A 25,811-nucleotide genomic window follows, 5' to 3' on the forward strand; every position below is an offset into this window, starting at 1 on the left:
CACCTGCCACAGGGAGATGAGACATGACCGACGTTTTTATTTATGACCACGTCCGCACCCCGCGCGGACGCGGCAAGAAGGATGGCAGCCTGCACGAGGTGCCGTCCGTTCGTCTTGCCGCCAAGACGCTGGAAGCGATCCGCGACCGGAACGGACTCGATACGGCGACCGTCGATGACATCATCATGGGCTGTGTCGATCCGGTCATGGATGCCGGTGCGGTGATCCCGAAGGCGGCTGCCTTCGAGGCGGGATACTCCACCAAGGCGCCGGGCATGCAGATCTCGCGCTTCTGTGCGTCGGGACTCGATGCCGTCAATTTCGCCGCTGGCAAGATTGCGGCAGGATCGGACGAAATCGTCATTGCAGGCGGCGTGGAAAGCATGTCGCGCGTCGGCATGGGCATGTCGGGCGGTGCCTGGTACATGGACCCTTCGGTCAATTTCCCTGCCTATTTCATGCCGCAGGGCGTCTCCGCCGATCTGATTGCCACGAAATACGGCTTCTCGCGCGACGACGTCGATGCCTATGCGGTGGAAAGCCAGAAGCGTGCCGCGCACGCCTGGGAAAACGGCTACTTCAAGAACTCCGTCGTTCCGGTCAAGGATCAGAACGGCATCACCATTCTCGACCGTGACGAGCATATGCGCCCCGGCACGGACATGCAGGCGCTCGCCTCGCTCAACGCGTCCTTCCAGATGCCGGGTGAAATGGGCGGCTTCGAAGCCGTCGGCATCATGGCGCATCCGGAAGTGGAGCGGATCACCTACGTCCACCACGCCGGCAACTCGTCAGGCATCGTCGATGGTGCGGCCGCTGTTCTGGTCGGTTCGAAGGCCGGCGGCGAAAGCATGGGTCTGAAGCCCCGCGCGCGCATCCGGCACTTCGCCAATATCGGGTCCGATCCGGCACTGATGCTGACCGGTCCCGTGGACGTGACGGAAAAGCTTCTGAAAAAGACGGGCATGTCGATTGCCGACATCGACCTCTTCGAACTCAACGAAGCCTTTGCCGCCGTCGTTCTGCGCTACATGCAGGCCTTCGACATCAGCCACGACAAGATGAACGTCAATGGCGGCGCCATCGCCATGGGTCATCCGCTCGGTGCCACGGGCGCCATGATCCTCGGCACGGTTCTCGACGAGCTGGAACGCCGCGATCTCAACACTGCGCTGGTCACGCTCTGCATCGGTGCAGGCATGGGCACCGCGACGGTGATCGAGCGGGTTTGAGTGACTGGCCATGCGGCGGGAGGTTTACGAACGACCCAAGACCGAGGTTGAGCAGCAACAGCTTCTGCACAATCTCGATAAGGACATGGCGCAGGATTACGAGCGATCGACCCGCGTCCTGACCAAGGAAGACATGAAGACCAGTCGTGCCGAAAGCAGAGGTCTGATCGTCTTTCTCGTTCTTGTGTTTGTCTGCTTCGGCCTCGCCGTCTGGCTGTACTGACCGAAAAGAGAATTCAGGGAAGAGGAATCCCACAATGAGCACTTACACCAATTTCAAAATCGAAACCGATGCAGACGGCATTGCCCTCGTGACCTGGGACATGCCGGAAAAATCCATGAATGTTTTCACCGCCGAGGTGATGGAAGAGCTGAACGCCATCGTCGATGCGACGGTTGCGGACGCAGCCGTCAAAGGCGTGGTCTTCACCTCCGGCAAGAGCACCTTCTCTGGCGGCGCCGATCTTTCCATGATCAAGTCGATGTTCTCCTTCTACCACGAAGAGAAGACGAAGAACCCGGATGAAGCAGCCCAGAAGCTTTTCGATCTGGTCGGCAAGATGAATGGTCTCTTCCGCAAGATCGAAACCAATGGCAAGCCCTGGGTGTCCGCCATCAACGGCACCTGCATGGGCGGCGCCTTCGAACTGTCGCTCGCCTGCCATGGCCGCGTGGCTTCGAGCGCAAAGAGCGTCAAAATCGCGCTTCCGGAAGTCAAGGTTGGCATCTTCCCCGGCGCCGGTGGCACGCAGCGCGTTTCGCGTCTGACCGATGCGCAGTCGGCGTTGCAGATGATGACGACCGGCCAGTCTCTGACTGCCCAGCGCGCCAAGGCGATGAACCTCGTGCATCAGGTTGTTGAGCCGGATCAGCTGATTTCGGCTGCCAAACAGATGATCAAGGATGGTCTGAAGCCGGTCGCTCCATGGGACGAACGAGGCTTCAAGGCACCGGGTGGCGGCATCTGGACGCCAGCGGCAGCACAGCTGTGGCCAGCCGCACCGGCGATCCTGCGCCGCGAAAGCGCCGGCAACTATCCGGCCGCGCTCGCCATCCTGAAATGCGTGTATGAAGGCCTGCAATTGCCCTTCGACACCGCACTGAAGGTCGAGCAGCGCTACTTCACCGAGATCCTTCGCTCGAAGGAAGCCTTCGCGATGATCCGCTCGCTGTTCATTTCCATGCAGGAACTGGGCAAGGGCGCACGCCGCCCCGCCGGTCAGCCGAAGAGCGACTTGAAGCATGTCGGTGTTGTCGGTGCCGGCTTCATGGGCGCCTCTATCGCCTATGTCACGGCTGCCGCAGGTCTCGACGTCACGCTGATCGACCGCGACGAGGAAGCCGCGGCCAAGGGCAAGACCACCTGTGAAGGTCTGGTCAAGGGTTCGGTCGACAAGGGCCGGATGACGCCGGAGGAGGGTGCCGCGGTCCTCGCGCGCATCACCCCGACGTCGGATTACAACGCACTGAAGACCGCAAACCTGGTCATCGAGGCCGTCTTCGAAGACCGCGACGTGAAGAAGGCCGTCATCGAACAGGTGGAAGCAGTCCTGCCGGAAGGCGCGATCTTTGCCTCCAATACCTCGACGCTGCCGATCACCGGCCTTGCGAAGAACTCCAAGCGCCCGGTGGATTTCATCGGCATTCACTTCTTCTCGCCCGTCGAGAAGATGATGCTGACCGAAGTGATCCTCGGCAAGGAAACCGGCGACAAGGCGCTCGCCGTCGCACTGGATTACGTCGCCAAGATCAAGAAGACCCCGATTGTCGTCAACGACACGCGCGGCTTCTTCGTCAATCGTTGCGTGCTGCGCTACATGGCGGAAAGCTATGAAATGCTGATCGAAGGCGTGCCGCCGACGATGATCGAAAACGCCGCGAAGTTCGCCGGCATGCCGGTCGGCCCGCTGGCGCTGAACGATGAGGTGGCAATCGATCTGTCCTACAAGATCCTGAAAGCCACGGCTGCGGATCTTGGAGACAAGGCCGTCGATCCGCGCCACATGGAGTTGGTCAAGAAGCTGGTGGAAGACGAAGGCCGTTTCGGCCGCAAGAACTCCAAGGGCTTCTACGACTATCCGCCAAAGCCCGCCAAGAAGTCCCTCTGGCCCGGCCTGAAGGACCTCTACGCGCAGAAGGCGCCGGAAGACGTTGACATGGACGTGCTGAAGCAGCGCTTCCTCGTCACTGTCGCCTTGGAGGCGGCCCGCACCATGGAAGAGGGCATTGTGACCGATCCGCGTGAGGCTGACGTCGGCTCCATCCTCGGCTTCGGCTTCGCGCCCTATACCGGTGGCGCTCTGTCCTACATCGACGGCATGGGTGTTGCGAACTTCGTAGCGCTGGCAGAAAAGCTCGAGGCTGAATACGGCCCGCGCTTTGCCCCGACGCCACTCTTGAAGGATCTGGCTGCCAAGGGTGAGACCTTCTACGGTCGCTTCGACCCCTACGCCAAGGCTGCCAAGGCCGCTTGAGCGAAACAGGTCACAACAACGAAAAGGCGGCCATCCGGTCGCCTTTTTCTTTTGTGCGAGCGCGGCGCGCTTCCTCCAGGCGACACTGCATCCTTTTGCCCCCTCCGGCGTTTGGAGAGGGAGTTCTCCCGAGCATGATCGGGAGCCCAAGGATTTTCCAAAAGGAGATGTGAATGAGAGCGCCCGCACGATCCCACGGTTTCGACAAGCCGGCTGACCTGGAAGACGAACTGGCTCAGCTGGACGAAGAGCGGGCAGACGAAAAGCCGAAAGCGCTCGATCGTCGTCCAGCCCCGCCAAAACCTGGAAGAAAACCTGCGGAAGAAGCATCGCTGCAAGCACAGATCGCAGAACTGCGCCGTGATCTCGACGAGGTCCGTCGTGAGGTCGAGAAGCTGAGCGCATCGCGAAATGTGCCGTCTCGCTCGAGTTCGTATGACACCCCGAACTGGCTCCCGATCGTCCGATCCGTCGCCATCACTTCGCTCGCCAGCCGCATATTCGCCTCGTCGCCGATGATCGCCCTCCTCGTAGCGGCCGTTCCGTTCGCACTTGGCCTCACCGCCGGATCGAAACAATAAGCCTCTTATCAGCGTGCGGAGTGCTGCATTTACGGGGCGGGAGCGAGGAACATCTGGTTCCTCGCTTCCCTCTTTTTGATAGCGTTAAAGGCTTCGAAACCGGCTGAAGAAAAACTGTCAAAAAAGTTCGTCCGGGCGCTTGCCATGTCCGAACAAGATGCTATAACCCCGCTCACTTCCGGGGCGGAACACTCCCCGGCGCTTCAAAAAAGCGAAGGTTCTTCAAGAGCCTGTAGTGCCCGGATAGCTCAGTTGGTAGAGCAGCGGATTGAAAATCCGCGTGTCGGTGGTTCAAATCCGCCTCCGGGCACCATTTAATTTCCCTAACCAATGAAATTGTTTTTGAGACGCGTTCCCTTGGTCAACCCTCGTTGGCTCGTCAGTTTACCAGACAGCAAGCTCGGTGACTGCACTCCGTGAGGCGCCTAGGCCGCAGATCGTACCCAAATCTTGGAAAAGGCGCCTGATTGGCTGAGAATTTCCGAGGTATGTGGGCTCAGAGACTGACAAGCGCGCCAGAGACTGAACGCCACATAAAGGCAACAAAAAAGGCCGGGGCGAATTCGCACCGACCTCTTGTCGCTTGTCATCTGCCGCCAGTACATCCGTGGTCAACGTGCAAGCGGTGGCGCCGCCACGCCACTCGGTGAAGAGAATGCGGGGCGGCGCGTTTGGTTCCAAATTTTAATCGAGTAATTCTGCGGGTACCTTGCCGCCATTTTCTGACAGTTTTTTAAGCAAAGCCTTGTGGAGCCAGTTGTTCATCTCGGCCGAGCCATTGAGTTCGCCGGTATAGCCGAGTTCCTGCGCCAGTTCCTTGCGCTCTGCGAGGCTCGCATCCATGCCGAGCGCCTTCATCAGATCGACGATCGAATGTTTCCAGTCGAGGCGATGTCCGCTGCGCTTGACTGCGGCATCGAGCTGCGACGCGACATCGACCTGCTGGGTGGATGCAGAGGTTGGTGCCGACGGGACGGGTGCCGAGCTGCCGGAGGTGGAGGGAACGGCTTGACCCGTGCCGCCGACGGGCGGTGCGGTGGTTGCGGCGGGCTCAGGGATGGATGAGGGGGCAGGTGTCGGTTCCGTGGCGGACGGGGATGTCTGCTCGGCATGGGCCGAACCGAAGATCGCGTCTTTGATTTTGCCGAAGATGCTCATGATGTTTCCTCCTTGGACTGATTATCGATGTCGGTCCAACGGATCGAAGGCGGATCGCGTTCCGATTGGAGGTGAAAAAGCCAGCCCTACCCAGGGTAGCCATCACCATCGGGACGATTATCTGCTGTGAAAACTGAGGTAGACACTGCGGTAACAGGAGCTGGCCATGCACAAGATCTGAAGAAATGCGGGGCATGTTGGTGCTTCTCCAAGTGTAGCGAAGACGAATATTAATGGCTTTTCAATTGATGTCGGGCATCATCGCTTCCCACACATGGAGGTATTGATGCGGCGGTTGTCGTCGGGCGCGATTTTAAACTTTGCGCCATTACGCTGGATTGCATCTATTGATCCGACATTGCCCCATGAGGTGCGAAAGCGTCTCGGAGACATGTTCTTCAGCTCCACCAAGCCGTTTTTTCTTGGAGCGGCCAACTCCACCGCGGTTCTCAGTGTAGCCTTCTACAGGATCGGTGATCCTGTGTTTCTGGTCCTCATAGCGTTGGAAGTGATGCTCCTCGTCGCCAGACTGGCGGCTATTCGAACGGCGGAGCGGAGCAAGGCTCCCTTCTTTGTGGTCGGGCTGACATGGGCCTTGACGCAGGCTTTCACGATCTCGCTCGTTGTGCTGTCGCGCGACATTTCAATGACAATCATCGTGCTGGCCTCAAGTCTCGCTGCCATCGGCAGCATCATCGGCCGCAACTTCGCCGCACCGCGCTACGCCATGACGCAGGTCCTGCTCCTCGACTTGAGCTTCAAGGCGAGTTTCAGCTTTCTTTATCCCGAGTTTCTGCCGCTCATCCTCTGTCAGACCGTGCTGTTCTTTCTGATGAACCTGACGATGATTGAGCAGCAGCGGAGCGTCACCGTGCGTGCGATCATCGCAGAAATCGAAAGCCGGGCGCAATCCTTTCGCGATCCTCTCACGGGGCTCCTCAATCGCCGCGGCATGGAACGCGCATTCGAGAGCCTGACCGTGGATGGCGCTCGACCCTCGCTTCTTTTTCTCGATCTCGACAACTTCAAGCAGGTGAACGATGGGCACGGACATCGTGTGGGCGATCTGCTGTTGGAAGAGGTTGGACGACGCCTGACATCGACGATCGGTCCTGATGCGGTGGCCTGTCGTCTGGGTGGAGACGAGTTTCTTATTCTCTGCAAGGAGAGGAGCGTTCAGGGCATCGAGAATCTCGGCACTAGGCTGATTGCGTCGCTTTCTGCTCCTTACGACATCGGCTCGATGGGGACGGCCCATGTGGGCGCCAGCATTGGCGCAGCGCTTGGCGGCAAAGATACAGATATGACCGGAATGATGGTGCTTGCCGACAAGGCACTCTATGGCGCAAAGGGGCGTGGCAAGGGCCAGTGCGTGCTGGCGACGTGAGTTTCTATACGCGCGTACAGCATTAGACTGAGGAACTTTGGCCTGTGGAGCGGATCAAAACTTCGCCGCGTGCCGTCGATGCGCTCTTAGTGTTAATGCAAAAAGGGCGGCCAATCGACCGCCCCTTCCAATTCTGTCGCAGCATATGCCGTCTCAGGCAGGCCGCTCTTCACCGGCATTTGGACGCCAGGTAATCAGCTTTTTCTCGGCGACATCGAGGATGAGGTCGATGATGAGAACGAAGATGGCCAGGATGATGATGCCTGCGAAGACGCCGACAGCATCGAAGTTGCCTTCGGAGCGGGCAATCAGATAGCCAAGGCCAGCGGATGCGCCGAGATACTCACCAATGATGGCGCCGACGACCGCAAAGCCGACGGAGGTGCGCAGGGAAGACAGGATCCAGCTTGCTGCGGCCGGGAAGTAGACATGGCGCAGAAGATCGGAGCGCTTGGCGCCGAGGATGCGAGTGTTCGACAGAACGACCGGGTTGACTTCGCGAACGCCCTGCATGGCGTTGAAGAAGGTCACGAAGAACACCAGCGTTACCGCCAGCGCAACCTTGGACCACAGGCCGAGACCGAGCCAGAGAACGAAGATCGGTGCCAGAACGACGCGCGGAATGGCGTTGACAGCCTTGATGAACGGGTCGAGGACGCGCGCCACGAAGGGGCTGAGACCGAGCCAGACGCCAGCGCCGACGCCGAGACCCGTACCGATCAGATAGCCGAGAACCGTTTCGCTGAGCGTGATGCCGACGTGCTTGTAGAAGCCCGCGTCGCCCACCCAGTCGATCACCTGTTTGACGATATCGAAGGGGGCGGGGAAGAAGAAGCGGTCGATGGCGCCGGTCGATACGCCAAGCTGCCATCCACCGAGAATGACGACCAGAAGTACGACCTGGATGAGGCGAATGTTAATGGCGTGCATAGCTTTTCTCCACTTCGCCGCGCAGGGATGCCCAGATGTCGCGGTACAGAGTCATGAATTTCGGGTCGAGCTTGATTTCGGCGACATTGCGCGGACGCTCGAGATCGACAGGGAAGCTTTCGATCACGCGGCTTTTCGGGCCAGCGGCCAGAACGACGACGCGGTCGCCAAGCGCAATGGCTTCTTCCAGATCATGCGTGATCATCACGACCGCGCGGCGATCTTCCTGCCATAGGCGCAGAAGCTCGTTCTGCATCAAATGGCGGGTGTGGATGTCGAGCGCCGAAAAGGGCTCGTCCATCAAGATGACCTTCGGCTCGGTAATCAGGGCCTGGGCCATCTGCACGCGCTTGCGCTGGCCGCCGGACAGCATGTGCGGGAAGCGGCTCTCGAAGCCTTTGAGTCCGACTTTTTCAAGCCAGGCCATGACCTTCACCCGGCGTTCCGCTTCCGGCACGCCGCGGAACATCAAGCCCAGCTCGACATTCTGATAGGCCGTCTTCCAGGGAAGCAGGGCATCCTGCTGGAAGAGATAACCGATATTGTTCTGCACGCCGTTGACGGGCGAACCATCGATGCTGACGGAGCCCTTGGCGGGTTTCAACAGGCCGGCGATTGCATTTAGGATGGTGGATTTGCCACAGCCCGTCGGGCCGACGATGGAAAGGAATTCTCCATCGCCAACTGCGAGGTTGACATCCTGAACGGCGGTGAAAGAACCAAATGCCATCGTCACATTATCGATGGCGACCATCGATTTTGGTTCTGACTGTGCCACCGGCGTGAGCTTTCTGACTGGTGAAGACATGGACGGACCCTCAGTTTGCGGGTTTCGAAGCGGCGGCTTCGACGAATTTGTTGGTGTAGGTGGTGTTGAGATCGATCGTCGCCTTGGCCACAGCCTCGTTGAAGCTTTTCAGCACGGCGAGCGGCGTCTCGAGATCTTTCGGCTCGAACTTGCCGTCTTCGGAGAAGATGGCTTTCGCCGCTTCGACAGCCTTGATGTAGGTCGCCTTGTCGCCAGAGACGAAATCGTCCGGCAGCTTTTCAACGATCTCTTCAGCCGAATGCGCCTTCATCCAGTGCAGCGCCCGCACCGTGGCGTTGGTCACCTTCTGGATCACTTCCGGATTGGCATCGATATAATCCTGGGTCGCATAGAGGACGGAGGTGGGGTAGATGCCGCCATAGACATCCTTGGCACCTTGATCGCTGCGCGCATCAATCAGGATCTTGCCGAGACCGCGTTCGACGACGATGGTTGCGGCCGGGTCGTAATTGACGAGCAGGTCGATCTTGCCCTGCTGAAGAGCGGCGACGGCGGCAGCACCGGAACCGACGCCGATGATCGAGATATCGTTGTCGCTGAGATTATGTTCCTTCATGTAGTAACGGATGAAGAAGTCTGACGACGAACCCGGTGAGGTGATGCCAACCTTCTTGCCCTTGATCGTCTCAGGCTTGGCCGGATCGAAGTCGGTGTCGTTCTTGCCGGCGAGAACCAGGCCGGAGTTGCGGGCCAGCATCACGAAGCCGACGACATGCTTGTTCTGCGACTGCATCTGGATCGTGTGGTCGTAAAAGCCGACCGCGACATCCGTGGAGCCCGCCACCAGCGCCTGAAGCACCTTGGAACCGCCCTGAGCGAAGTTCTCGGTGGTCACGTCCAGACCCTCGTCCTTGTAATAGCCGAGGCTCGCGGCAACGGGGAAAGGCAGGTTGTTGAGGTTATAGGAACCAACGCTCATTCTGACGGATTCGGCATTGGCGGTGGCTGCGAAGGCGCAGAGCGCTGCAGTGGCTAGCAGGAATTTACGCATGTGGGTCTCCTCCCGGTTTTCTCTATGCTGTTGCCATAATGGCGTTGTCTATGCTGCGTGTTCAATCGCGGCTGCTGGTTTTGCGAAGGCGAAGCCTTCGAAGAGACGGCGCGCGGTTCTGACGAGACCGGCCGCAATGGCGCCGTTTCGCAGTTCAAGTTGGACGTCGAGACGTCCTGCCGGATGCTCGATCCGGATGAGTGTGGGAACGCTGGGCTCTCCAGCTTCCTCGAATGCCACCGTGCCGGGGGTGACGGCGGCGGTCGCAATGCCGACGGCACCGGTTGTGGCCAATGCCGGGTGGCATTCATTCGGCATGAAGTAGCGCACCGACATCGTTCCGTCTTTTCGCGCGGGCGAGATCAGCACAGGCTTGGGGATCACCATGTCGGACACATCGCCCATGCCCATCAACTTGCCCGCTTCGAGGCGGATCCGTGTCATGCGATCAATCAGCGCGCGATTGGCCGTCAGCGCCTGAGGATCCTCATATCCCGTGACGCTGAGATCGGCAGCACGCATCAAAACCATCGGCATGGCGCAGTCGATTGCCGTCACATCGACGCCATCAATGACATCGACCGGCTTGCCGGTCGGCAAAAGCTTGCCGGTTTTGGCGCCAGCCGAGTCAACGAAGGTCAAGGCAATCGGTGCTGCAAGCCCAGGTACGCCGTCGATCGATGCGTCTCCCAAGTAGATCACTTCACTGCCGCGGGTGGGAACCTTGGCCTCGATCAACTTGCCGGTATTCACATTGTGAATGCGCACCAGTGTGTCATGTTCCTTGGCCGCCACGAGCCCCGCTTCGATGGCAAATGGGCCGACGGCTGCGAGCATGTTACCGCAATTGGGAGAGTAATCCACGAACTGCCGGTCGGTCCGAACCTGAGCGAAGAGATAGTCGATATCCGCGCCCTTCACTTTCGACGGTCCGATGATTGCGACCTTCGAGGTGACCGGATTGCCACCGCCAATGCCGTCGATCTGAAGTGGATGGCCTGACCCCATGATAGAGAGGAGAGCGGCATCTCGCTGGGCTGGATCGCGCGGCAAATCCGATGCCAGGAAAAACGGCCCACGAGAGGTTCCGCCGCGCATCAGCACACAAGGTATCCTAAGGAGATCGTTCATCTTCGCCTCAATCTTGCATTTCATGGATCAATCTGTCCAGTTGTTGCAATATGAGGAAGAAAGGCTTATTTGTTAAATGCAATTTTCGAGAGGTTTATTGCGATATGAGCATCAATTGCGAAATTCTTGATCTTCGGGCGTTTCAGGCGGTGGTGGAACTGGAGAGTTTTCATCGGGCAGCCGAGGCACTGCACATTTCGCAACCGGCGTTGACCCGGCGCATCCAGAAGCTGGAGCAGGCGATCGGTGCCCCGTTGCTGGAGCGCACCACACGCCATGTCGCGCCAACGGCCATGGGACAAGAGGTGATGCCCTTGGTCAGACGCATGCTGGAAGAATTTGATGGTTCTCTTTTTGCGATGAGGGATGGTGCGCTTCGCCGTGGCCTGATCACCATGGCCTGTGTTCCGACGGCCGCCTTCTACTTCCTGCCTACCGTCATCAAGACATTCAGCGAGCAGTATCCGCATATAAGACTGCGCATCCGTGATCTGACGGCCAATGAAGGCTTGCAGGCTGTGGCGCGCGGCGAGGTGGAGTTCGGCATCAATCTCATGGGGAATTCCGATCCCGATCTCTCATTCGAGCCACTGATAGATGACCCCTTCGTTCTGGCCATGCGGAAGGACCATCCGCTGGCGAAATACGATAGCATTCATTGGAATCAGCTCGAGCCTTATCCTCTGGTGGTTGTTGATCGCTCCAGCGGCAACAGAACCCTGTTGGATGGAGCGCTGGCACGACACAATCTCAAACTCAACTGGTTCTATGAGGTGACGCACCTCAACACGTCATTGGGATTGGTAGAGGCAGGGCTCGGCATCTCTGTTCTGCCGCGCTTGGCGACCCCACAGGAGGATCATCCGTATCTCGTCTCCCGCCCTATTGTCGATCCGGTGGTCTCGCGTACCATCGGGATCGTACAAAGAAGAAGCAGTGCGCTCTCGCCCGCAGCGGAGAAGTTTGTGGCGATGCTCCTCAAGACCTGGAAAACGCCATAAGGCTCGTGGCCGAAGGAACTGTCAGGGCTCAAGAGATCCGTTCGTTATATAACGAGTTCCCCCGTCTGCTTTGACCTCCGCCGCAAGACTGCGCTCGTAAGGAGCGCGGTCTTGCGCAAAGTCTCCGTAAAGTGAGCGAGAAGAGGTTGGTGCTTGCGGATCGTTGTTCCAACGATCGCGCCACGCGCTTTTCACGAATCGCTACTCGCGCTGTCGTGCTCTCACAAGCGAGGCCTTTGGTGACGAGGACCTGCCAAACCCTAACAGGGTCTTAAATTTCCACCGCCATATTCGTCCGACCTAACGTAAGTTGTGCCTAAAATACAACACGCTAAAATTCGGACAATCTGAAAACATGCTAATTTAGTGATATACGATTGCGAGAGAGGGGGGCTTTCTGTCTATTGGTTCGTGAAGCGGGGGGCACCTCAAGGGCATGTTCCTGGTCGCCGCTTTTGTAACGAAACATGACTGGAGGTCATTATGAACATCAAGAGCCTTCTCATCGGCTCCGCTGCAGCTCTTGCAGCAGTATCTGGCGCAAAGGCTGCTGACGCTATCGTCGCTGCTGAGCCAGAGCCCCTGGAATATGTACGCGTCTGCGATGCATTCGGCACGGGCTTCTTCTACATTCCTGGCACCGAAACCTGCTTGAAGTTCGGCGGCTATGTTCGTTTCCAGACCGAATTCGGTCGTGACCGTTCCGGCACGTCTGATTGGGACTCCTTCACACGCGCTCAGTTCGAAGTTGACACCCGCACCGACACCGAGCTTGGCGCTCTGCGTGGCTTCATCGGCTTCCGCGGCAACGCTGACAACGGCTCCGCAGCTGATTCGTCCGTCTTCGTTGACCAGGCCTTCATCGAACTCGGCGGCCTGAAGGTCGGTAAGTTCTACAGCTGGTGGGACGATGGTCTCTCTGGTGAAGCTGACGTTCTCTCCACAAACGCTCTGTTCAACTCCATTCGTTACACCTACGACGCTGGCTCCTTCTGGGCTGGTATCTCGGTTGACGAACTGGAAGGCACCAACGGCTTCGCAACGCTCTTTGATGACGGCACGGGCACGCTCGTTGGCGTCCAGGAAGAAAACGACAACAACGTCGGTATCACCGGCGGCATCGGCGGCAACTTCGGCGGCGCAGCAGTGCAGCTGATCGGTTCCTACGACGTTGACCAGGAAGAAGGCGCAGTTCGCCTGATCGCAACGGCTGAAATCGGCCCTGGCACGCTTGGCCTGGCTGGTGTTTGGGCTTCCGGCGCAAACGCTTACTACGCAGAATCCGAATGGGCAATTGCTGCTGAATACGCCATCAAGGCGACCGATCGCCTGACGATCACCCCCGGCGCTCAGTGGTTCGGTAATGTGTCTAACCGCGTAACGGATGGTGTCGATACCTTCATCGTAACCAACGACTTCTCGAACCGCGACGCATGGCAGGCTGGTATCACGGTTGATTACAAGATCACCGAAGGTCTCTCCACCAAGGTTGCAGTTAACTACTACGACGAAGACGGCGCAGACACCGACCAGTGGAACGGTTTCGTTCGCCTCCAGCGTTCGTTCTAATATAGTCTAAGCGACTGTATTAACTAAGAAAGCCCGGCATGCCGCCGGGCTTTTTTTATTTTAGAAAAATCTAAAAAATACTAGACAAGCCAATTTTTTCTATGCATCATAACCTCAGTCAAAAGGCGTGATCCACAGCCAAAAGCTTCGTCTGTTGACTCCAGTCAAGGCCCATCAGCCCCCCTAGGCTGATGGGCAGGCACTGCCAAACTTCTTTCAAGAAGACCGCTTGGCCCTCTCAAATATTCCCGCTCATTCCGTCACGAAACGATAACCGACTCCGGATTCCGTCTGGATGATCTTAGGCTGCGCAGCATCCCGTTCGACCTTCTGTCGCAACTGGCCAATGAAGACTCGAAGATAGTGCAGATCCTCCCCATGTGCCGGGCCCCAGACTGAGGTCAGGAGCGTGCGATGCGTGACCACGCGACCAGCATGGTGCGCCAGGAGCGTCAGGAGATCATATTCCTTCGGCGTGAGTTTGATGCTGGCGCCGTCACGCGCAACGATGCGGCGTTGGGTATCGATCGACAGGCCATCGGCCTCGATCGACGAGGGCAGGCTCTCTGACTTGCCGACATGGCGCATGGCTGTGCGGATGCGGGCGGTCAACTCGCCGATGCCGAAGGGCTTTTCGATATAGTCGTCGGCACCGAGATCCAATGCCGCGATCTTCTCGGTCTCGCGGTCGCGAGCGGAGAGAATGATAATCGGGAGGGTCGACCAGCCGCGAAGGTTGGCGATGACATCCTTGCCGTCCATATCCGGCAGGCCGAGATCGAGAATGATCACATCGGGAGCGGACGTGGCGGCAGCTTTGATGGCGTCAGCGCCGTTTTCTGCCTCGATCACGTCGTAACCAGCAGCAGCCAGTGCCGGGCGCAGGAAGCGCCGGATCTGCGGCTCGTCATCCACCACCAGAATGCGTCCCAAGGTCATTGATTCTGCCTGCTTTCTACGCGTTCGAGAGAGTATTCTCCGCCATTACATATCGTGCTTTCCGAAAATCGATTCCGATTTTTGCGCCGATGCCGTGACCGGAAAGCGCATGACGATGCGCGTGCCACGCTTTTTCACCGCCGGGCTTTCCGCATGAATGCGCCCGCCCATGGCTTCGATAAAACCTCGAGCGATGGAAAGACCAAGTCCCGTTCCCGGAGATCGACCATCCGAGCGGGAGCGACGATAGAATTTTTCGAAGATTCGGTCGAGGTCTTCGCCGGGAATGCCTTTGCCGTTGTCGGTGACGGAAACGACGATTTCGTCCCCGTCGCGCCTCGCATAGACATTGACTGGGTCGCCGCCACCATATTTGGCGGCGTTGTCGAGAAGGTTGAACAAAACCTGGCCGAGCAGAACCGAATCGGCGCGGATGACCGGCAGATCCTTGGCAATGCCCGTCTCGAAGCTCTGCGAGGGGAAATATTTGCGCGCCCGCTCCACGGCAGAGCGGATCACGTCGGCGACGTCCACCCAGTCCCGCTTGGCCTGCAAGGTGCCGGCGGTGATGCGGGTCATGTCCAGAAGATTGGCAACGAAACGGCTGAGCCGCGCACTTTCTTCTTCGATGGATTGCAGAAGATCGTCGCGGCTTTCCGGCGACATGCGATCGCCCAATTCCCTAAGGCTGGTGACAGAGCCGGTGATCGTGGCGAGCGGTGTGCGCAGATCGTGCGAAATGGAGGATAACAGTGCCTCGCGGTAGCGCTCGCCTTCCAGCCTTGCCGCCTGCTCCGCGCTTTCGGACGACAAGCGCGCACGGTCGATGGCGGTTGCCGCCTGATCGAGAATTGCGGCGAGCTTCCGCTCGGCATTGGAATCAAGCCCGCTCGTTCCGGGTTCAAAACCGCAGACACCGACAACTCCATGCGGGCTGGTCAGCGGACGGAACTGGAAGCGTCCGTTGGGAAGCGTACCGGTACCAGATCCTGAGGGTTCAGAGCGGCTGCTTGCCCAGCGCGCCGCTGTCAGTTCTGAAACGCCAAGTTCGGTGTCCGGGGGCCATGCGGCAACGACGTCCAGGTCGTCGCCCTTCGGCAGAAGCATGACCACATGGCGGCCCAGGCTGCCCTGCAACTGGGTGACCGATGCCCACAGGACTTCCTCCGGTTTTGCCGTCCCGGCAAGCTTTCGGGAAAAATCGTAGAGCGCCTGCATGTCGGCGGCCCGTTGACGGGCGGCCTGCGCCTGTTCGCGTATGCGCGATGCAAGGCTGCCAGCGATCAGGGCCGCCACGATGAAGACCGCAAGCGCAAAGACTTCATGCGGCGAGGCGATGGTGAAGGTCTCGACCGGAGCAATGAAGAAGAAGTTATAGGCAAGCGCGGATACAATCGCTGCCATTAGGGCCGCCATGAAACCAGCGGCGGATGCGGCCGCCAGAACGGCCAGCAGAAACAGCAGCGAGATATTCGGCAGATGCGTGAACTGGTCCAGTGCAAGTCCGGCGAGCGTTGCGCCTGCGACCGTGCCGATAGCGCAGAGAAGGGACCGGGAAAAGGTGGATAGTTGAAAGCCCCGCCTCTTTCGGGTGGACACACCCGGAACCCTCACCGCATCCGCAGTGACGAGATGGAGGCCAATGCCGCTTGCCTCTTTCGCCAGAGCGTCGGCAAGGCTCGGCCGAAATGGATTGGAAAACCACCTCCGGCGCTGAGAGCCGATAACGATCTGGGTGGCATGCTCGCGCCGTGCGAGTTTCAGAATTTCGGTGACGAAATCATTGCCCGTAACGTGACGCGTCTCGGCGCCCAGCTTCTCGGCGAAGCGAAAGGCCTCGTCGATCCGCCGCAGGCTATCCTCGTCCATGGTTTCCTGGTCGTCTCGCGCCATGCTGACGACGGTCCAAGGGGCGTTGAGACCGGAGGCGAGACGGCTTGCCACGCGCACCACCTTGTCGGACAGCGCATCAGCACCGATACAGACCAGCAGCCTCTCGCCAGTCGCCCAAGGGCCTTCGATGGCGTTTTGACGCAGATAGTCGACCATCTGATCGTCCACCCGGTCTGCGGTGCGGCGAAGGGCAAGTTCGCGAAGCGCTGTCAGATTGCCGAGCCGGAAAAAGCGGTCGGTGGCGCGCCTGGCACTGTCCGGCAAATAGACCTTGCCTTCCTTCAGCCGCTCGATCAGTTCGCCGGGCGGAAGGTCAACCAGCACCACATCGTCGGCACGCTTCAACACCGTGTCCGGCACCCGTTCACGGATGGTGACACCGGTAATTTGCGAGACGAGATCGGAGAGGCTTTCAAGATGCTGGATATTGAGCGCCGTCCAGACATCGATCCCGGCGCAGATCAGTTCTTCGATATCCTGGTAGCGCTTGGGATGGCGAAACCCCTCCGGGTTGGAATGGGCAAGCTCGTCGACAATGATGACGCGCGGCTTGCGGGCAAGCGCTGCATCGAGATCAAATTCCTTGAGCATCTTGCCGCGATAATCGACCTCGAGGCGCGGCAGCACGTCGAGGCCCTCAAGAAGCGCCGAAGTTTCCGCCCGTGCGTGGGTTTCGACAAGACCGACCACGACTTCGACCCCATCGGTCTTCAGTCGGCGTGCGCGCGCCAGCATGGCGTAGGTCTTGCCGACACCTGGCGCTGCGCCCAAAAATATAGTGAGCTTGCCCCGGCGGTCTTTCTCCGCCAGGGCAAGCAATGCATCGGGATCGGGCCTGTTCAAGCCCTCACGGTCATGTGACGCCATTCGTCTCAGCTCTTCAGCGCATCGAGCGCAAGGTTCAACTCTAGCACATTCACGCGCGGCTCGCCGATAATCCCGAGGAGCCGTCCCTCGGTTTTTTGGTCGACGAGCGCTTTTATGGCCTCTGGTGAAAGGCTGCGTGCCTTGGCAATCCGCTCGACCTGCGCGGCAGCGAAAATCGGCGTGATATGCGGGTCGAGACCCGAGCCCGAGGTGGTCACCGCGTCGGCTGGAACAGGCGAGGCGATCCCCGCGCCGTTCAGCCGTACAACGTCGCCAGCAACCCGGTCCTTGAGCTTGGCAGATGTGGTACCAAGATTGGAGCCCGAGGAAGCGGCGGCGTTGTAGGCATCTGGGCTGGTCGCGGAGGGGCGCGGCCAGAAGTAGCGATCGGAGGTGAAGTTCTGTCCAATCAGGCTGGAGCCGATGAGCGCGTCGCCGTTGCGGATCAACGATCCATTGGCCTGTGCAGGCATCAGCGATTGGGCAATACCGGTGATCGCCAGTGGATAGCCGAGACCAGTCAGCGCGATGAAGAAGGCCAGGATGACGATGGCGGGACGAATTTGGTTCAGCATGATTACACCAGATGAATTGCGGAGACCGCGATATCGATGACCTTGATCCCGGCAAAGGGCAGAAGCAGACCGCCGAGGCCGTAGACAAGCAGGTTGCGTCTGAGAAGCGATGCGGCCGCTGCGGGACGATAGGCCACGCCCTTAAGCGCCAGCGGGATGAGAGCGATGATGATCAGCGCGTTGAAGATGACGGCGGAGAGGATGGCCGATTGCGGTGATGACAGCGCCATGATGTTGAGGGTGCCGAGAGCCGGATAGGTCGTGACGAAGAGTGCAGGGATGATGGCGAAATACTTCGCCACATCGTTGGCAATCGAAAACGTCGTCAGCGAACCGCGTGTCATCAGAAGTTGTTTGCCGATTTCGACGATCTCGATGAGCTTGGTCGGGCTGGAGTCGAGATCCACCATATTGGCGGCTTCACGTGCTGCCTGCGTCCCGGTCTGCATGGCAACGCCAACATCGGCTTGCGCAAGCGCTGGCGCATCGTTAGTGCCGTCGCCGCACATGGCGATCAACCGGCCGCCCTTCTGTTCGCGGCGAATATAGTCGAGCTTGTCCTCAGGCGTCGCTTCCGCCAGAAAATCGTCCACGCCCGCTTCGGAGGCAATCGCCGCTGCGGTGACGGGATTGTCGCCCGTGACCATCACGGTGCGAATGCCCATGGCACGAAGTGCTGCAAAGCGTTCCTTGATGCCTGGCTTGACCACGTCCTTTAGGTGGATGACGCCAAGCAGGCGGTTGCCTTCGGCCACGCCAAGCGGCGTGCCGCCGGTGCGAGCAATGCGGTCCACGGCCTGATGAAACTCCGCCGGCGCCTTGCCATCGGTGGCGTTGGCGAACTTCAGGATGGCGTCAATCGCGCCCTTGCGGAAGGATTTACCGTTCGTATCGACGCCGGACAGACGCGTCTGTGCGGAGAAGGGAACGACAGCGTCGACGGTCACCTTGGGCGAGGCAATTCCGAATTCGCCAGTCGCAAGCGCTGCGATGGAGCGGCCCTCCGGCGTCTCGTCGGAGAGGCTGGCGAGCAGGGCAGCTTCCGCCACCTGTTCAGCCGTCACGCCTGGCACCGGAATGAAATCCGCCGCCATGCGGTTGCCGAAGGTAATGGTGCCGGTCTTGTCGAGCAGGAGGGTGTCGACATCGCCTGCCGCTTCCACCGCGCGGCCGGACGTGGCGATGACGTTGAAGCGCACGAGGCGATCCATGCCCGCGATGCCGATGGCCGAGAGCAGGCCACCGATGGTAGTGGGAATAAGGGTAACAAGAAGGGCTGCCAGAACCGTGATGGACACCAGCGTGCCGGAGTAGCCCGCCAGCCCCCAGACGGTGACGACGACGATCAGGAAGACGAGGGTGAGGCCGGACAGCAGGATCGAAAGCGCGATCTCGTTCGGCGTTTTCTGGCGCTCCGCACCTTCGATCAACGCGATCATCCGATCGACGAAGCTTGCGCCGGGCGGCGTGGTGATGCGGATCTTGAGTTGATCGGACAGAACCTGCGTGCCGCCGGTGACGGCCGAACGGTCGCCGCCGGATTCGCGGATGACAGGCGCAGATTCGCCGGTGATCGCGCTTTCATTGACCGAGGCCACGCCTTCGATGACTTCACCATCGCCGGGGATGAGTTCGCCCGCATCGACGATGACGATGTCACCGACCTTGAGCATAGTGGCCGCGATGCTCTCCTCTTTGCCGTCCGCCGTGAGCCGGCGCGCGGAGAGGTCCGATCGGGTGCGCTTCAGGCTGTCGGCCTGGGCGCGACCGCGCCCTTCGGCCACCGCTTCGGCGAAGGTGGCGAATAGCACCGTGAACCAGAGCCAGGCCGCGATCTGGCCGGAAAAGACGGCGGTGCCGTTGTGAGCGAGAAGGTCGCGGATGAAGAAGATGGTGACGACAGCCGCGACGATCTCGGTAACGAAGATCACCGGGTTGCGCATCAACTGCCTGGGATCAAGCTTGATGAAAGCGTTCTTGATGGCTGGGCCGATGATAGCGGGGTCGAAGAGGCCGGGTCTCGCTGGAGCCGATGAGTTTGGATGTGTGGACATCTTTTTGCTTTCTAGAAAGTCTGGCCGGCAAGCATGGCGAAATGCTCGACGATGGGGCCGAGTGCGAGCGCGGGGAAGAATTGCAGCCCGCCGAGAATGAGGATGATGCCGACGAGAAGACCGACAAAGAGCGGGCCATCCGTCGGAAAGGTACCACTTGAGGCCGGGACGCGGACCTTCGCCGCAAGCGATCCGGCAATCGCCATCACCGGCACCACGTAGGCGAAACGACCAAGCAGCATCGAGATGCCAAGCGTGGTGTTGTACCAGTCGGTATTGCCGGAAAGGCCGCCGAAGGCCGAGCCGTTATTGCCGGCCGCGGAGGTGAAGGCATAAAGGATTTCCGAAAGTCCGTGCGGACCGGCCGTGCCGATGCTGGCAACCGCGAAGGGCAGCATGGCGGAGAGGGCGGTAAAGCCGAGAATGACGGTGGGCAGGATCAGAACCGCCAGCATGGCGAATTTCATTTCGCGACCCTCGATCTTCTTGCCGAGAAACTCCGGCGTGCGACCGACCATCAGGCCGGCGACGAAGACGGAAAGGAGCGCGAAGACGATCATGCCGTAAAGACCGGAACCGACACCGCCCGGCAGAACCTCGCCAAGCTGGATCAGGAACATGGGAGCAAGTCCACCAAGGCCGGTGAAGGAGCCGTGCATGCCGTTGACGCCGCCATCCGAAAGACCGGTGGTGACAGCTGCATAGAGCGCGGTCATGGCCTGGCCGAAGCGAACTTCCTTGCCTTCCATATTGCCCTGCGCAGCATCGACACCGATCGATGTGAGGATCGGGTTACCGGCGCTTTCGGCCCAGTAGACGGTGGCGACACCCGCAATCAGCAGAACGGCCATGGCGGAAAGCAGCACCCAGCCCTGGCGACGGCTGCCGACCATCTGGCCGAAGGTGTAGATAAAGGCCGCCGAGATGGCGAGCATCGAGAAGATGTTGAGATAGTTCGAAAGTGCTGTCGGGTTCTCGAAGGGATGGGCGGCATTGGCGTTGAAGAAGCCGCCACCATTGGTGCCGAGCTGCTTGATCGCTTCCTGGCTGGCAACGGGCCCGAGCGAAATGACCTGCTGGCTTCCTTCAAGGGTGGTTGCGGTTACACTGGCATCCATCGTCTGCGGTAGGCCCATGGCGACGAAGGCGAGTGCCACGATGACCGCGATCGGCAGCAGCACATAGAGCGTGGCGCGGGTCATATCCACCCAGAAATTGCCGAGCGTGCTGGCCTGCGAGCGGACGAAGGCGCGGGTAAAGGCAATTGCGAGTGCCATTCCAACTGCCGCGGAAAGGAAGTTCTGCACCGTCAATCCAACCATCTGGCTGAAATTGCTCATTGTCGCTTCGCCTGCATAGTTCTGCCAGTTGGTGTTGGTCACGAAGCTGACGGCGGTGTTGAAGGCGAGGCCCGGTTCCACGTTGCCGAAGCCCTGTGGATTGAAGGGCAGGAACGCTTGAAGGCGCAGGATGCCATAGAGTGCCGCAAAGCTGGCAATCGAGAAGGCGAGCATGGAGAGCGTGTAGCCAAGCCAGCTCTGCTCCTTCTTGATATCGACGCCCGCCACGGCATAAAGCCCGCGTTCGACGGGAGCGAGGACCGGCGTCAGCCAGGTCCGCTCACCGTTGAAGACGTGCGCCATGTAGAGGCCGAGCGGTTTGATAACCAGAAGTACCGCGATGAAAAGGAGGCTGATTTGCAGCCACCCGAGAATGGTCATGGGGATTCTCCAGGAAAATCAGAAGCGTTCAGGACGCAGCAGGGTGATGATGAGGTAGACGCCGAGCGCAATGGCCACGACGAGGCCGAAGATGGGTTCCAGCATGGCAGCACCTCTCAAAACCGGTTGAGGGCGCGCGCATAAAGCGCCAGCACGATCAGCGTGCCGAAGCCGAGCGCCAGAAAAAGGACATCGGGCATGGTGTTCTCCTGTTATGTCAGGAGAGCATGATGCTGCTGATCGCCGTCATATTTCGATTGGGAAGATGCCGGGCGCGCATAAGGAAAAGATAAAGATCAGCGGCGTAAGCGAATCGGTCGAGAGCACGATTGATAAAGAAGCCTTCCCAAAAACATATTGACCTCAACCGTGGTTGAGATCGCAAGGTCACCCAAACCAATGGAGTGACTATCATGACGATAATCTTGGACGACCAAAAACTGAGTGGTAACAGCTTCATGCAGACGGCAATTGCGGCTGTTGAAGCGTTTATGGTGGCGCGCGCTGACGGCAAGACGGTGTCTCCACCTCGACATCATGTCCCATTCGATGGCCACGGAGATTTGGTCTTCACGATAGGCGGTATAACCGGTGACATGCCTCTCGCAGGCTTCCGTGTCTACGACACCTTCACCGGGAACGAACAGACCCAGATCGTCGCGGTTTGGTCGGCCGACGATGCCCGGCTCAAAGGCATCGTCCTGGGCGAGCGTCTCGGAGCCATCAGAACAGGCGCTATCGGTGGCGTGGCCATCCGGCACCTCAGTCCGCCGGACGCCAAAGTCATTGGTTTGATAGGAAGCGGACTTCAGGCCCGCATGCAGTTGGCTGCCGCAGCGTCCGTTCGGCCAATCAGAAAGGCCTATATCTATAGTCGCGATGCGAGGCATCGTGCAGCCTTTGCCGAGGACATGCAGGCGCAGCTTGGTTTCGAGGTGACACCGGTTGCTTGCGCAAAAGATGCGGCAATGGAGGCGGATATTGTGATCTGCGCTACATCGAGCCGCCGGCCTGTCTTGGATATGTCCGATCTCAAGCCCGGAGCGCACATCCACACACTCGGGCCTAAAACAATCGATGCGCATGAGTTGGGATTGGATGTCGCCGCTGCAGCCAGCATCATCGCGACCGATTCTACAGAACAAGCCCGCTCCTACGCTTCCCCCCTTTTCCTTCAGGGTTCCAGTCATGAGCAACGCATGGTGGAGCTCTCGGATATTGTCGCAGGGCGCACCGCGCACCGGACGTCATCGGACCAGACCACTCTTTTTTGCTCGGTTGGTCTTGCCGGAACGGAGGTTGCGGTGGCTGCCGCGATCCTCGACAGTCTGTCGGGAAGAGACGCGTGAACTGAATAATCTTCGCAATGCCTGCTCAGGCCAAAGCTTTTCAGCGTGACGACATCATGTATCTTCGGAGCTGGCGAATCGTAAAACAAGAACGTCGGGACAATTCCCGCCGTCCACTGTACGAGCGCCGCAACCGTGGCAAACACGGCACGAAACAAGAAAGGCCGAAGAGGCCAAAGATGGGAACGACGCACGGTATTGGTCGAGCAGGCTCAATGCTGGCAAAAGGAATGGAAGGAAGACGCTATGGCTGCGCCCGGTGAAAATATGCGAGTCGATGCCGACCGGCTTTGGGATGCGCTGATGGACATGGCGAAGATTGGCCCCGGCATCGCCGGCGGCAATAATCGCCAAACGCTCACCGACGCGGATGCTGAAGGCCGCGCCCTGTTCCAGTCCTGGTGCGAGGCGGCGGGCATGACCATGGGCGTGGACAAGATGGGCACGATGTTCGCCACCCGCGCCGGCGAAGACCCCGATGCTCTGCCGGTCTATGTTGGATCGCACCTCGACACCCAGCCGACAGGCGGCAAGTTCGATGGTGTGTTGGGCGTTCTCGCAGGCCTTGAGGTCATACGCACCATGAACGATCTCGGCATCCGCACCAAGCATCCCGTCGTCGTCACCAATTGGGCAAATGAGGAAGGCGCGCGCTTTGCGCCCGCCATGCTCGCCTCCGGCGTCTTTGTCGGCGTCCACACGCTTGAGCACGCCTATTCGCGCAAGGATACGGAAGGCAAGACCTATGGCGAGGAGTTGCAGCGCATCGGCTGGCTGGGCGAGGAAGAGGTCGGTGCGCGCAAGATGCACGCCTATCTCGAATATCACATCGAGCAGGGGCCGATCCTCGAAGCCGAAGACAAGACGATCGGTGTCGTGACACACTGCCAGGGGCTGTGGTGGCTGGAATTCACTTTGACCGGCAAGGAGGCTCATACCGGCTCCACGCCAATGGCCATGCGCGTCAATGCGGGACTGGCGATGTCGCGGATTATCGAGATGGTGCAGACCGTGGCGATGGAGAGCCAGCCCGACGCGGTCGGCGGTGTCGGCCAGGTGATCTTCTCGCCCAATTCCCGCAACGTCCTCCCCGGCAAAGTCGTCTTCACCGTCGACATTCGTACCCCCGATCTCGCCAAGTTGAACCGCATGCGCGAGCGGATCGAGGCAGAGGCGGCTGAGATTTGCGCCGCGATCGGCGTCGGTTATTCCGTTGAAGCGGTCGGCCATTTCGACCCTGTCACTTTCGATCCCGCTTTGGTGGATACAGTCCGCCGTTCGGCGGAGAAGCTTGGATATTCGCATCGCGATATCATCTCCGGTGCCGGGCATGATGCCTGCTGGGCAGCGAAAGTTGCGCCTGCCACCATGATCATGTGCCCCTGCGTCGGCGGTCTTTCCCATAATGAAGCGGAAGAGATTTCCAAGGAATGGGCTGCTGCCGGCTGCGACGTACTGTTCCATGCGGTCGTCGAAACGGCAGGCGTGGTGCAGTAGCTCGGTCGCGCGCCCACGCCGTGCGGAAAGACACGGATGGGTGCAGCGGCGAAACAGACGCAAGATGAAGCCGGAACCGATCGGGGAGGCGGTGCCGGTCATGAACGCAATGATAAGGGAACAGCCATGAGCAGCACCATCATCAAGAACGGGACGATAGTCACCGCCGACCTGACCTATAAGGCCGATATCAGCATCGAGGGCGGCGTTATCGTCGAGATCGGACCAGACCTCAAGGGCGGTAGCGAACTCGATGCGACTGGATGCTACGTCATGCCAGGCGGCATCGATCCGCATACGCATCTGGAAATGCCCTTCATGGGCACGTACTCAGCCGATGATTTCGATAGCGGCACACGCGCGGCACTCGCCGGCGGCACGACCATGGTGGTGGACTTCGCGCTGCCAAACCCCGGCCAGTCGATGCTCGAAGCACTGAGCATGTGGGACAACAAGACCTCACGTGCGGCCTGCGACTATTCCTTTCATATGGCGATTACCTGGTGGAGCGAGCAGGTCTTCAACGAGATGGAGACGATCGTTCGCGACAAGGGCATCAACACCTTCAAGCATTTCATGGCCTATAAGGGCGCCTTGATGGTGGATGACGACGAGATGTTCTCGTCCTTCCAGCGCTGTACCGAACTCGGTGCGCTTCCGCTCGTCCATGCCGAAAACGGCGATGTGGTGGCGCAGATGCAGGCGAAGTTGATGGCGGAAGGTAATGACGGCCCGGAGGCGCATGCCTATTCCCGCCCGCCGGAGGTGGAAGGCGAGGCCACCAACCGTGCGATCATGATTGCCGATATGGCGGGCTGCCCCGTCTATATCGTCCACACCTCCTGCGAGGAGAGCCACGAAGCCATCCGCCGCGCACGGCAGAAGGGCATGCGCGTCTACGGCGAGCCGCTGATCCAGCATCTGACGCTTGATGAGAGCGAGTATTTCAACAAAGACTGGGATCATTCCGCACGCCGTGTCATGTCTCCGCCCTTCCGCAGCAAGGCGCATCAGGACAGTCTGTGGGCTGGCCTTGCCGCAGGCTCGCTGCAATGCGTGGCGACAGACCATTGCGCCTTTACCACGCAGCAGAAGCGCACAGGTCTTGGAGATTTTCGCAAGATACCGAATGGCACCGGCGGACTGGAAGATAGGCTGCCGATGCTCTGGACTTACGGCGTCAGCACTGGCCGCCTGACCATGAACGAATTCGTCGCCATCACCTCCACCAATATCGCCAAGATCCTCAACATCTATCCCAAGAAGGGTGCGATCCTGGTGGGCGCGGATGCCGACCTCGTCGTGTGGGATCCAAAGCGTAGAAAGACGATCACGGCCACAAGCCAGCAATCGGCGATCGATTACAATGTCTTCGAGGGCAAGGAGGTCAAGGGCCTGCCGCGCTTTACCTTGACGCGCGGTCAGGTGGCCGTGGAGGAAGGCGCGATGAAGAGCCGGGAAGGCCATGGCCGCTTTGTTTCCCGTCCGCCGCTGACGGCACCGGCAAAAGCGCTCTCCACCTGGAAGGAACTGACCGCGCCGCGCAAGGTGCAGCGCTCCGGAATTCCGGCAAGTGGCGTCTGATCGAACGGTTCGGACGCGGCCAAACTGCCGCGTCCGCCATCCTTCTAGC

At 59.6% G+C, this 25,811-nt stretch carries 21 protein-coding genes and 1 tRNA gene; 11 read left to right on the top strand and 11 right to left on the bottom strand.

The features are described 5' to 3' along the window. Positions 1-23: 23 nt before the first annotated feature. From ACTJKV_RS01700 to ACTJKV_RS01720, 5 genes are all read left to right on the top strand, one after another. Positions 24-1,232 (top strand): acetyl-CoA C-acetyltransferase, encoded by a 1,209-nt coding sequence (locus ACTJKV_RS01700; protein ID WP_113259892.1) that lies wholly within the window; start codon positions 24-26, stop codon positions 1,230-1,232. 10 nt (positions 1,233-1,242) lie between these two features. Beyond that, a complete protein-coding gene (locus ACTJKV_RS01705) occupies positions 1,243-1,455 on the top strand; it encodes a hypothetical protein (protein WP_274100921.1) in 213 nt (70 codons plus the stop codon). A gap of 34 nt (positions 1,456-1,489) precedes the next feature. Beyond that, positions 1,490-3,706 (top strand): FAD-dependent oxidoreductase, encoded by a 2,217-nt coding sequence (locus tag ACTJKV_RS01710; RefSeq protein WP_274100920.1) that lies wholly within the window; start codon positions 1,490-1,492, stop codon positions 3,704-3,706. A gap of 173 nt (positions 3,707-3,879) precedes the next feature. Next, positions 3,880-4,287 carry a hypothetical protein gene (locus ACTJKV_RS01715; protein ID WP_274100919.1) on the top strand — a complete coding sequence of 136 codons (408 nt, stop codon included), beginning with the start codon at positions 3,880-3,882 and terminating at the stop codon, positions 4,285-4,287. Between the two features lie 237 nt (positions 4,288-4,524). Next, a tRNA-Phe gene (locus ACTJKV_RS01720) sits at positions 4,525-4,600 on the top strand. 371 nt (positions 4,601-4,971) lie between these two features. On the opposite strand, the gene ACTJKV_RS01725 is transcribed toward ACTJKV_RS01720, so the two are convergent. Continuing rightward, positions 4,972-5,445 carry a DUF3597 domain-containing protein gene (locus ACTJKV_RS01725; RefSeq protein ID WP_062426994.1) on the bottom strand — a complete coding sequence of 158 codons (474 nt, stop codon included), beginning with the start codon at positions 5,443-5,445 and terminating at the stop codon, positions 4,972-4,974. Positions 5,446-5,836: 391 nt separating this feature from the next. On the opposite strand from ACTJKV_RS01725, the gene ACTJKV_RS01730 reads away from it, so the two are divergent. After that, entirely contained in the window at positions 5,837-6,832 is a 996-nt protein-coding gene (locus ACTJKV_RS01730) for a GGDEF domain-containing protein (protein WP_274100918.1), read from the top strand. Positions 6,833-6,985: 153 nt separating this feature from the next. Here ACTJKV_RS01730 and ACTJKV_RS01735 read toward each other — a convergent pair whose 3' ends face one another. Genes ACTJKV_RS01735 through ACTJKV_RS01750 form a run of 4 tightly spaced genes read right to left on the bottom strand, consistent with a single transcriptional unit; the run spans position 6,986 to position 10,713 of the window. Then, positions 6,986-7,762: an ABC transporter permease gene (locus ACTJKV_RS01735; protein WP_062445496.1), complete on the bottom strand. Its 777-nt coding sequence runs from the start codon at positions 7,760-7,762 to the stop codon at positions 6,986-6,988. Next, entirely contained in the window at positions 7,749-8,570 is an 822-nt protein-coding gene (locus ACTJKV_RS01740; protein WP_274100917.1) for an ABC transporter ATP-binding protein, read from the bottom strand. The genes ACTJKV_RS01735 and ACTJKV_RS01740 overlap by 14 nt, the downstream gene beginning before the upstream one ends. 10 nt (positions 8,571-8,580) lie before the next feature. Continuing rightward, a complete protein-coding gene (locus tag ACTJKV_RS01745) occupies positions 8,581-9,582 on the bottom strand; it encodes an ABC transporter substrate-binding protein (protein WP_062445494.1) in 1,002 nt (333 codons plus the stop codon). Between the two features lie 48 nt (positions 9,583-9,630). Further along, positions 9,631-10,713 (bottom strand): 4-oxalomesaconate tautomerase, encoded by a 1,083-nt coding sequence (locus ACTJKV_RS01750; RefSeq protein ID WP_274101080.1) that lies wholly within the window; start codon positions 10,711-10,713, stop codon positions 9,631-9,633. Between the two features lie 104 nt (positions 10,714-10,817). Between ACTJKV_RS01750 and ACTJKV_RS01755 the strand changes: the two genes are divergently transcribed. Together ACTJKV_RS01755 and ACTJKV_RS01760 are read left to right on the top strand one after the other, a co-directional pair. After that, positions 10,818-11,714: a LysR family transcriptional regulator gene (locus tag ACTJKV_RS01755; protein WP_274100916.1), complete on the top strand. Its 897-nt coding sequence runs from the start codon at positions 10,818-10,820 to the stop codon at positions 11,712-11,714. A 483-nt stretch (positions 11,715-12,197) separates the two neighbouring features. Continuing rightward, positions 12,198-13,283 carry a porin gene (locus ACTJKV_RS01760; RefSeq protein WP_062425071.1) on the top strand — a complete coding sequence of 362 codons (1,086 nt, stop codon included), beginning with the start codon at positions 12,198-12,200 and terminating at the stop codon, positions 13,281-13,283. Positions 13,284-13,535: 252 nt separating this feature from the next. Here ACTJKV_RS01760 and ACTJKV_RS01765 read toward each other — a convergent pair whose 3' ends face one another. Genes ACTJKV_RS01765 through kdpF form a run of 6 tightly spaced genes read right to left on the bottom strand, consistent with a single transcriptional unit; the run spans position 13,536 to position 21,452 of the window. Beyond that, entirely contained in the window at positions 13,536-14,222 is a 687-nt protein-coding gene (locus ACTJKV_RS01765; protein ID WP_062425072.1) for a response regulator, read from the bottom strand. A gap of 45 nt (positions 14,223-14,267) precedes the next feature. After that, on the bottom strand, positions 14,268-16,982 hold the full coding sequence (locus tag ACTJKV_RS01770; protein WP_274100915.1) for a sensor histidine kinase: 2,715 nt from the start codon (positions 16,980-16,982) through the stop codon (positions 14,268-14,270). 5 nt (positions 16,983-16,987) lie between these two features. Further along, the gene (gene kdpC / locus ACTJKV_RS01775; RefSeq protein ID WP_274100914.1) at positions 16,988-17,557 is read right to left on the bottom strand and encodes a potassium-transporting ATPase subunit KdpC; all 570 of its coding nucleotides are present in this window, start codon (positions 17,555-17,557) and stop codon (positions 16,988-16,990) included. A 2-nt stretch (positions 17,558-17,559) separates the two neighbouring features. Beyond that, the gene (gene kdpB, locus ACTJKV_RS01780) at positions 17,560-19,611 is read right to left on the bottom strand and encodes a potassium-transporting ATPase subunit KdpB (RefSeq protein ID WP_274100913.1); all 2,052 of its coding nucleotides are present in this window, start codon (positions 19,609-19,611) and stop codon (positions 17,560-17,562) included. An 11-nt stretch (positions 19,612-19,622) separates the two neighbouring features. After that, positions 19,623-21,332, bottom strand: a complete 1,710-nt coding sequence (gene kdpA / locus ACTJKV_RS01785; protein WP_274100912.1) for a potassium-transporting ATPase subunit KdpA — start codon at positions 21,330-21,332, stop codon at positions 19,623-19,625. Between the two features lie 18 nt (positions 21,333-21,350). After that, the gene (kdpF, locus tag ACTJKV_RS01790; protein WP_194286758.1) at positions 21,351-21,452 is read right to left on the bottom strand and encodes a K(+)-transporting ATPase subunit F; all 102 of its coding nucleotides are present in this window, start codon (positions 21,450-21,452) and stop codon (positions 21,351-21,353) included. Positions 21,453-21,745: 293 nt separating this feature from the next. Between kdpF and ACTJKV_RS01795 the strand changes: the two genes are divergently transcribed. From ACTJKV_RS01795 to hydA, 3 genes are all read left to right on the top strand, one after another. After that, the gene (locus tag ACTJKV_RS01795) at positions 21,746-22,681 is read left to right on the top strand and encodes an ornithine cyclodeaminase family protein (RefSeq protein WP_274101079.1); all 936 of its coding nucleotides are present in this window, start codon (positions 21,746-21,748) and stop codon (positions 22,679-22,681) included. 246 nt (positions 22,682-22,927) lie between these two features. Further along, positions 22,928-24,178, top strand: a complete 1,251-nt coding sequence (locus tag ACTJKV_RS01800; RefSeq protein ID WP_274100911.1) for a Zn-dependent hydrolase — start codon at positions 22,928-22,930, stop codon at positions 24,176-24,178. Between the two features lie 126 nt (positions 24,179-24,304). Continuing rightward, positions 24,305-25,762, top strand: coding sequence for a dihydropyrimidinase (gene hydA / locus ACTJKV_RS01805; protein ID WP_274100910.1), 1,458 nt, complete (start codon positions 24,305-24,307; stop codon positions 25,760-25,762). Positions 25,763-25,811: the final 49 nt, after the last annotated feature.

Origin of the sequence: Agrobacterium sp. 22117, assembly GCF_052045735.1 — a bacterium.
In the GTDB taxonomy this organism is placed as follows: Bacteria; Pseudomonadota; Alphaproteobacteria; order Rhizobiales; family Rhizobiaceae; genus Agrobacterium; species Agrobacterium cavarae.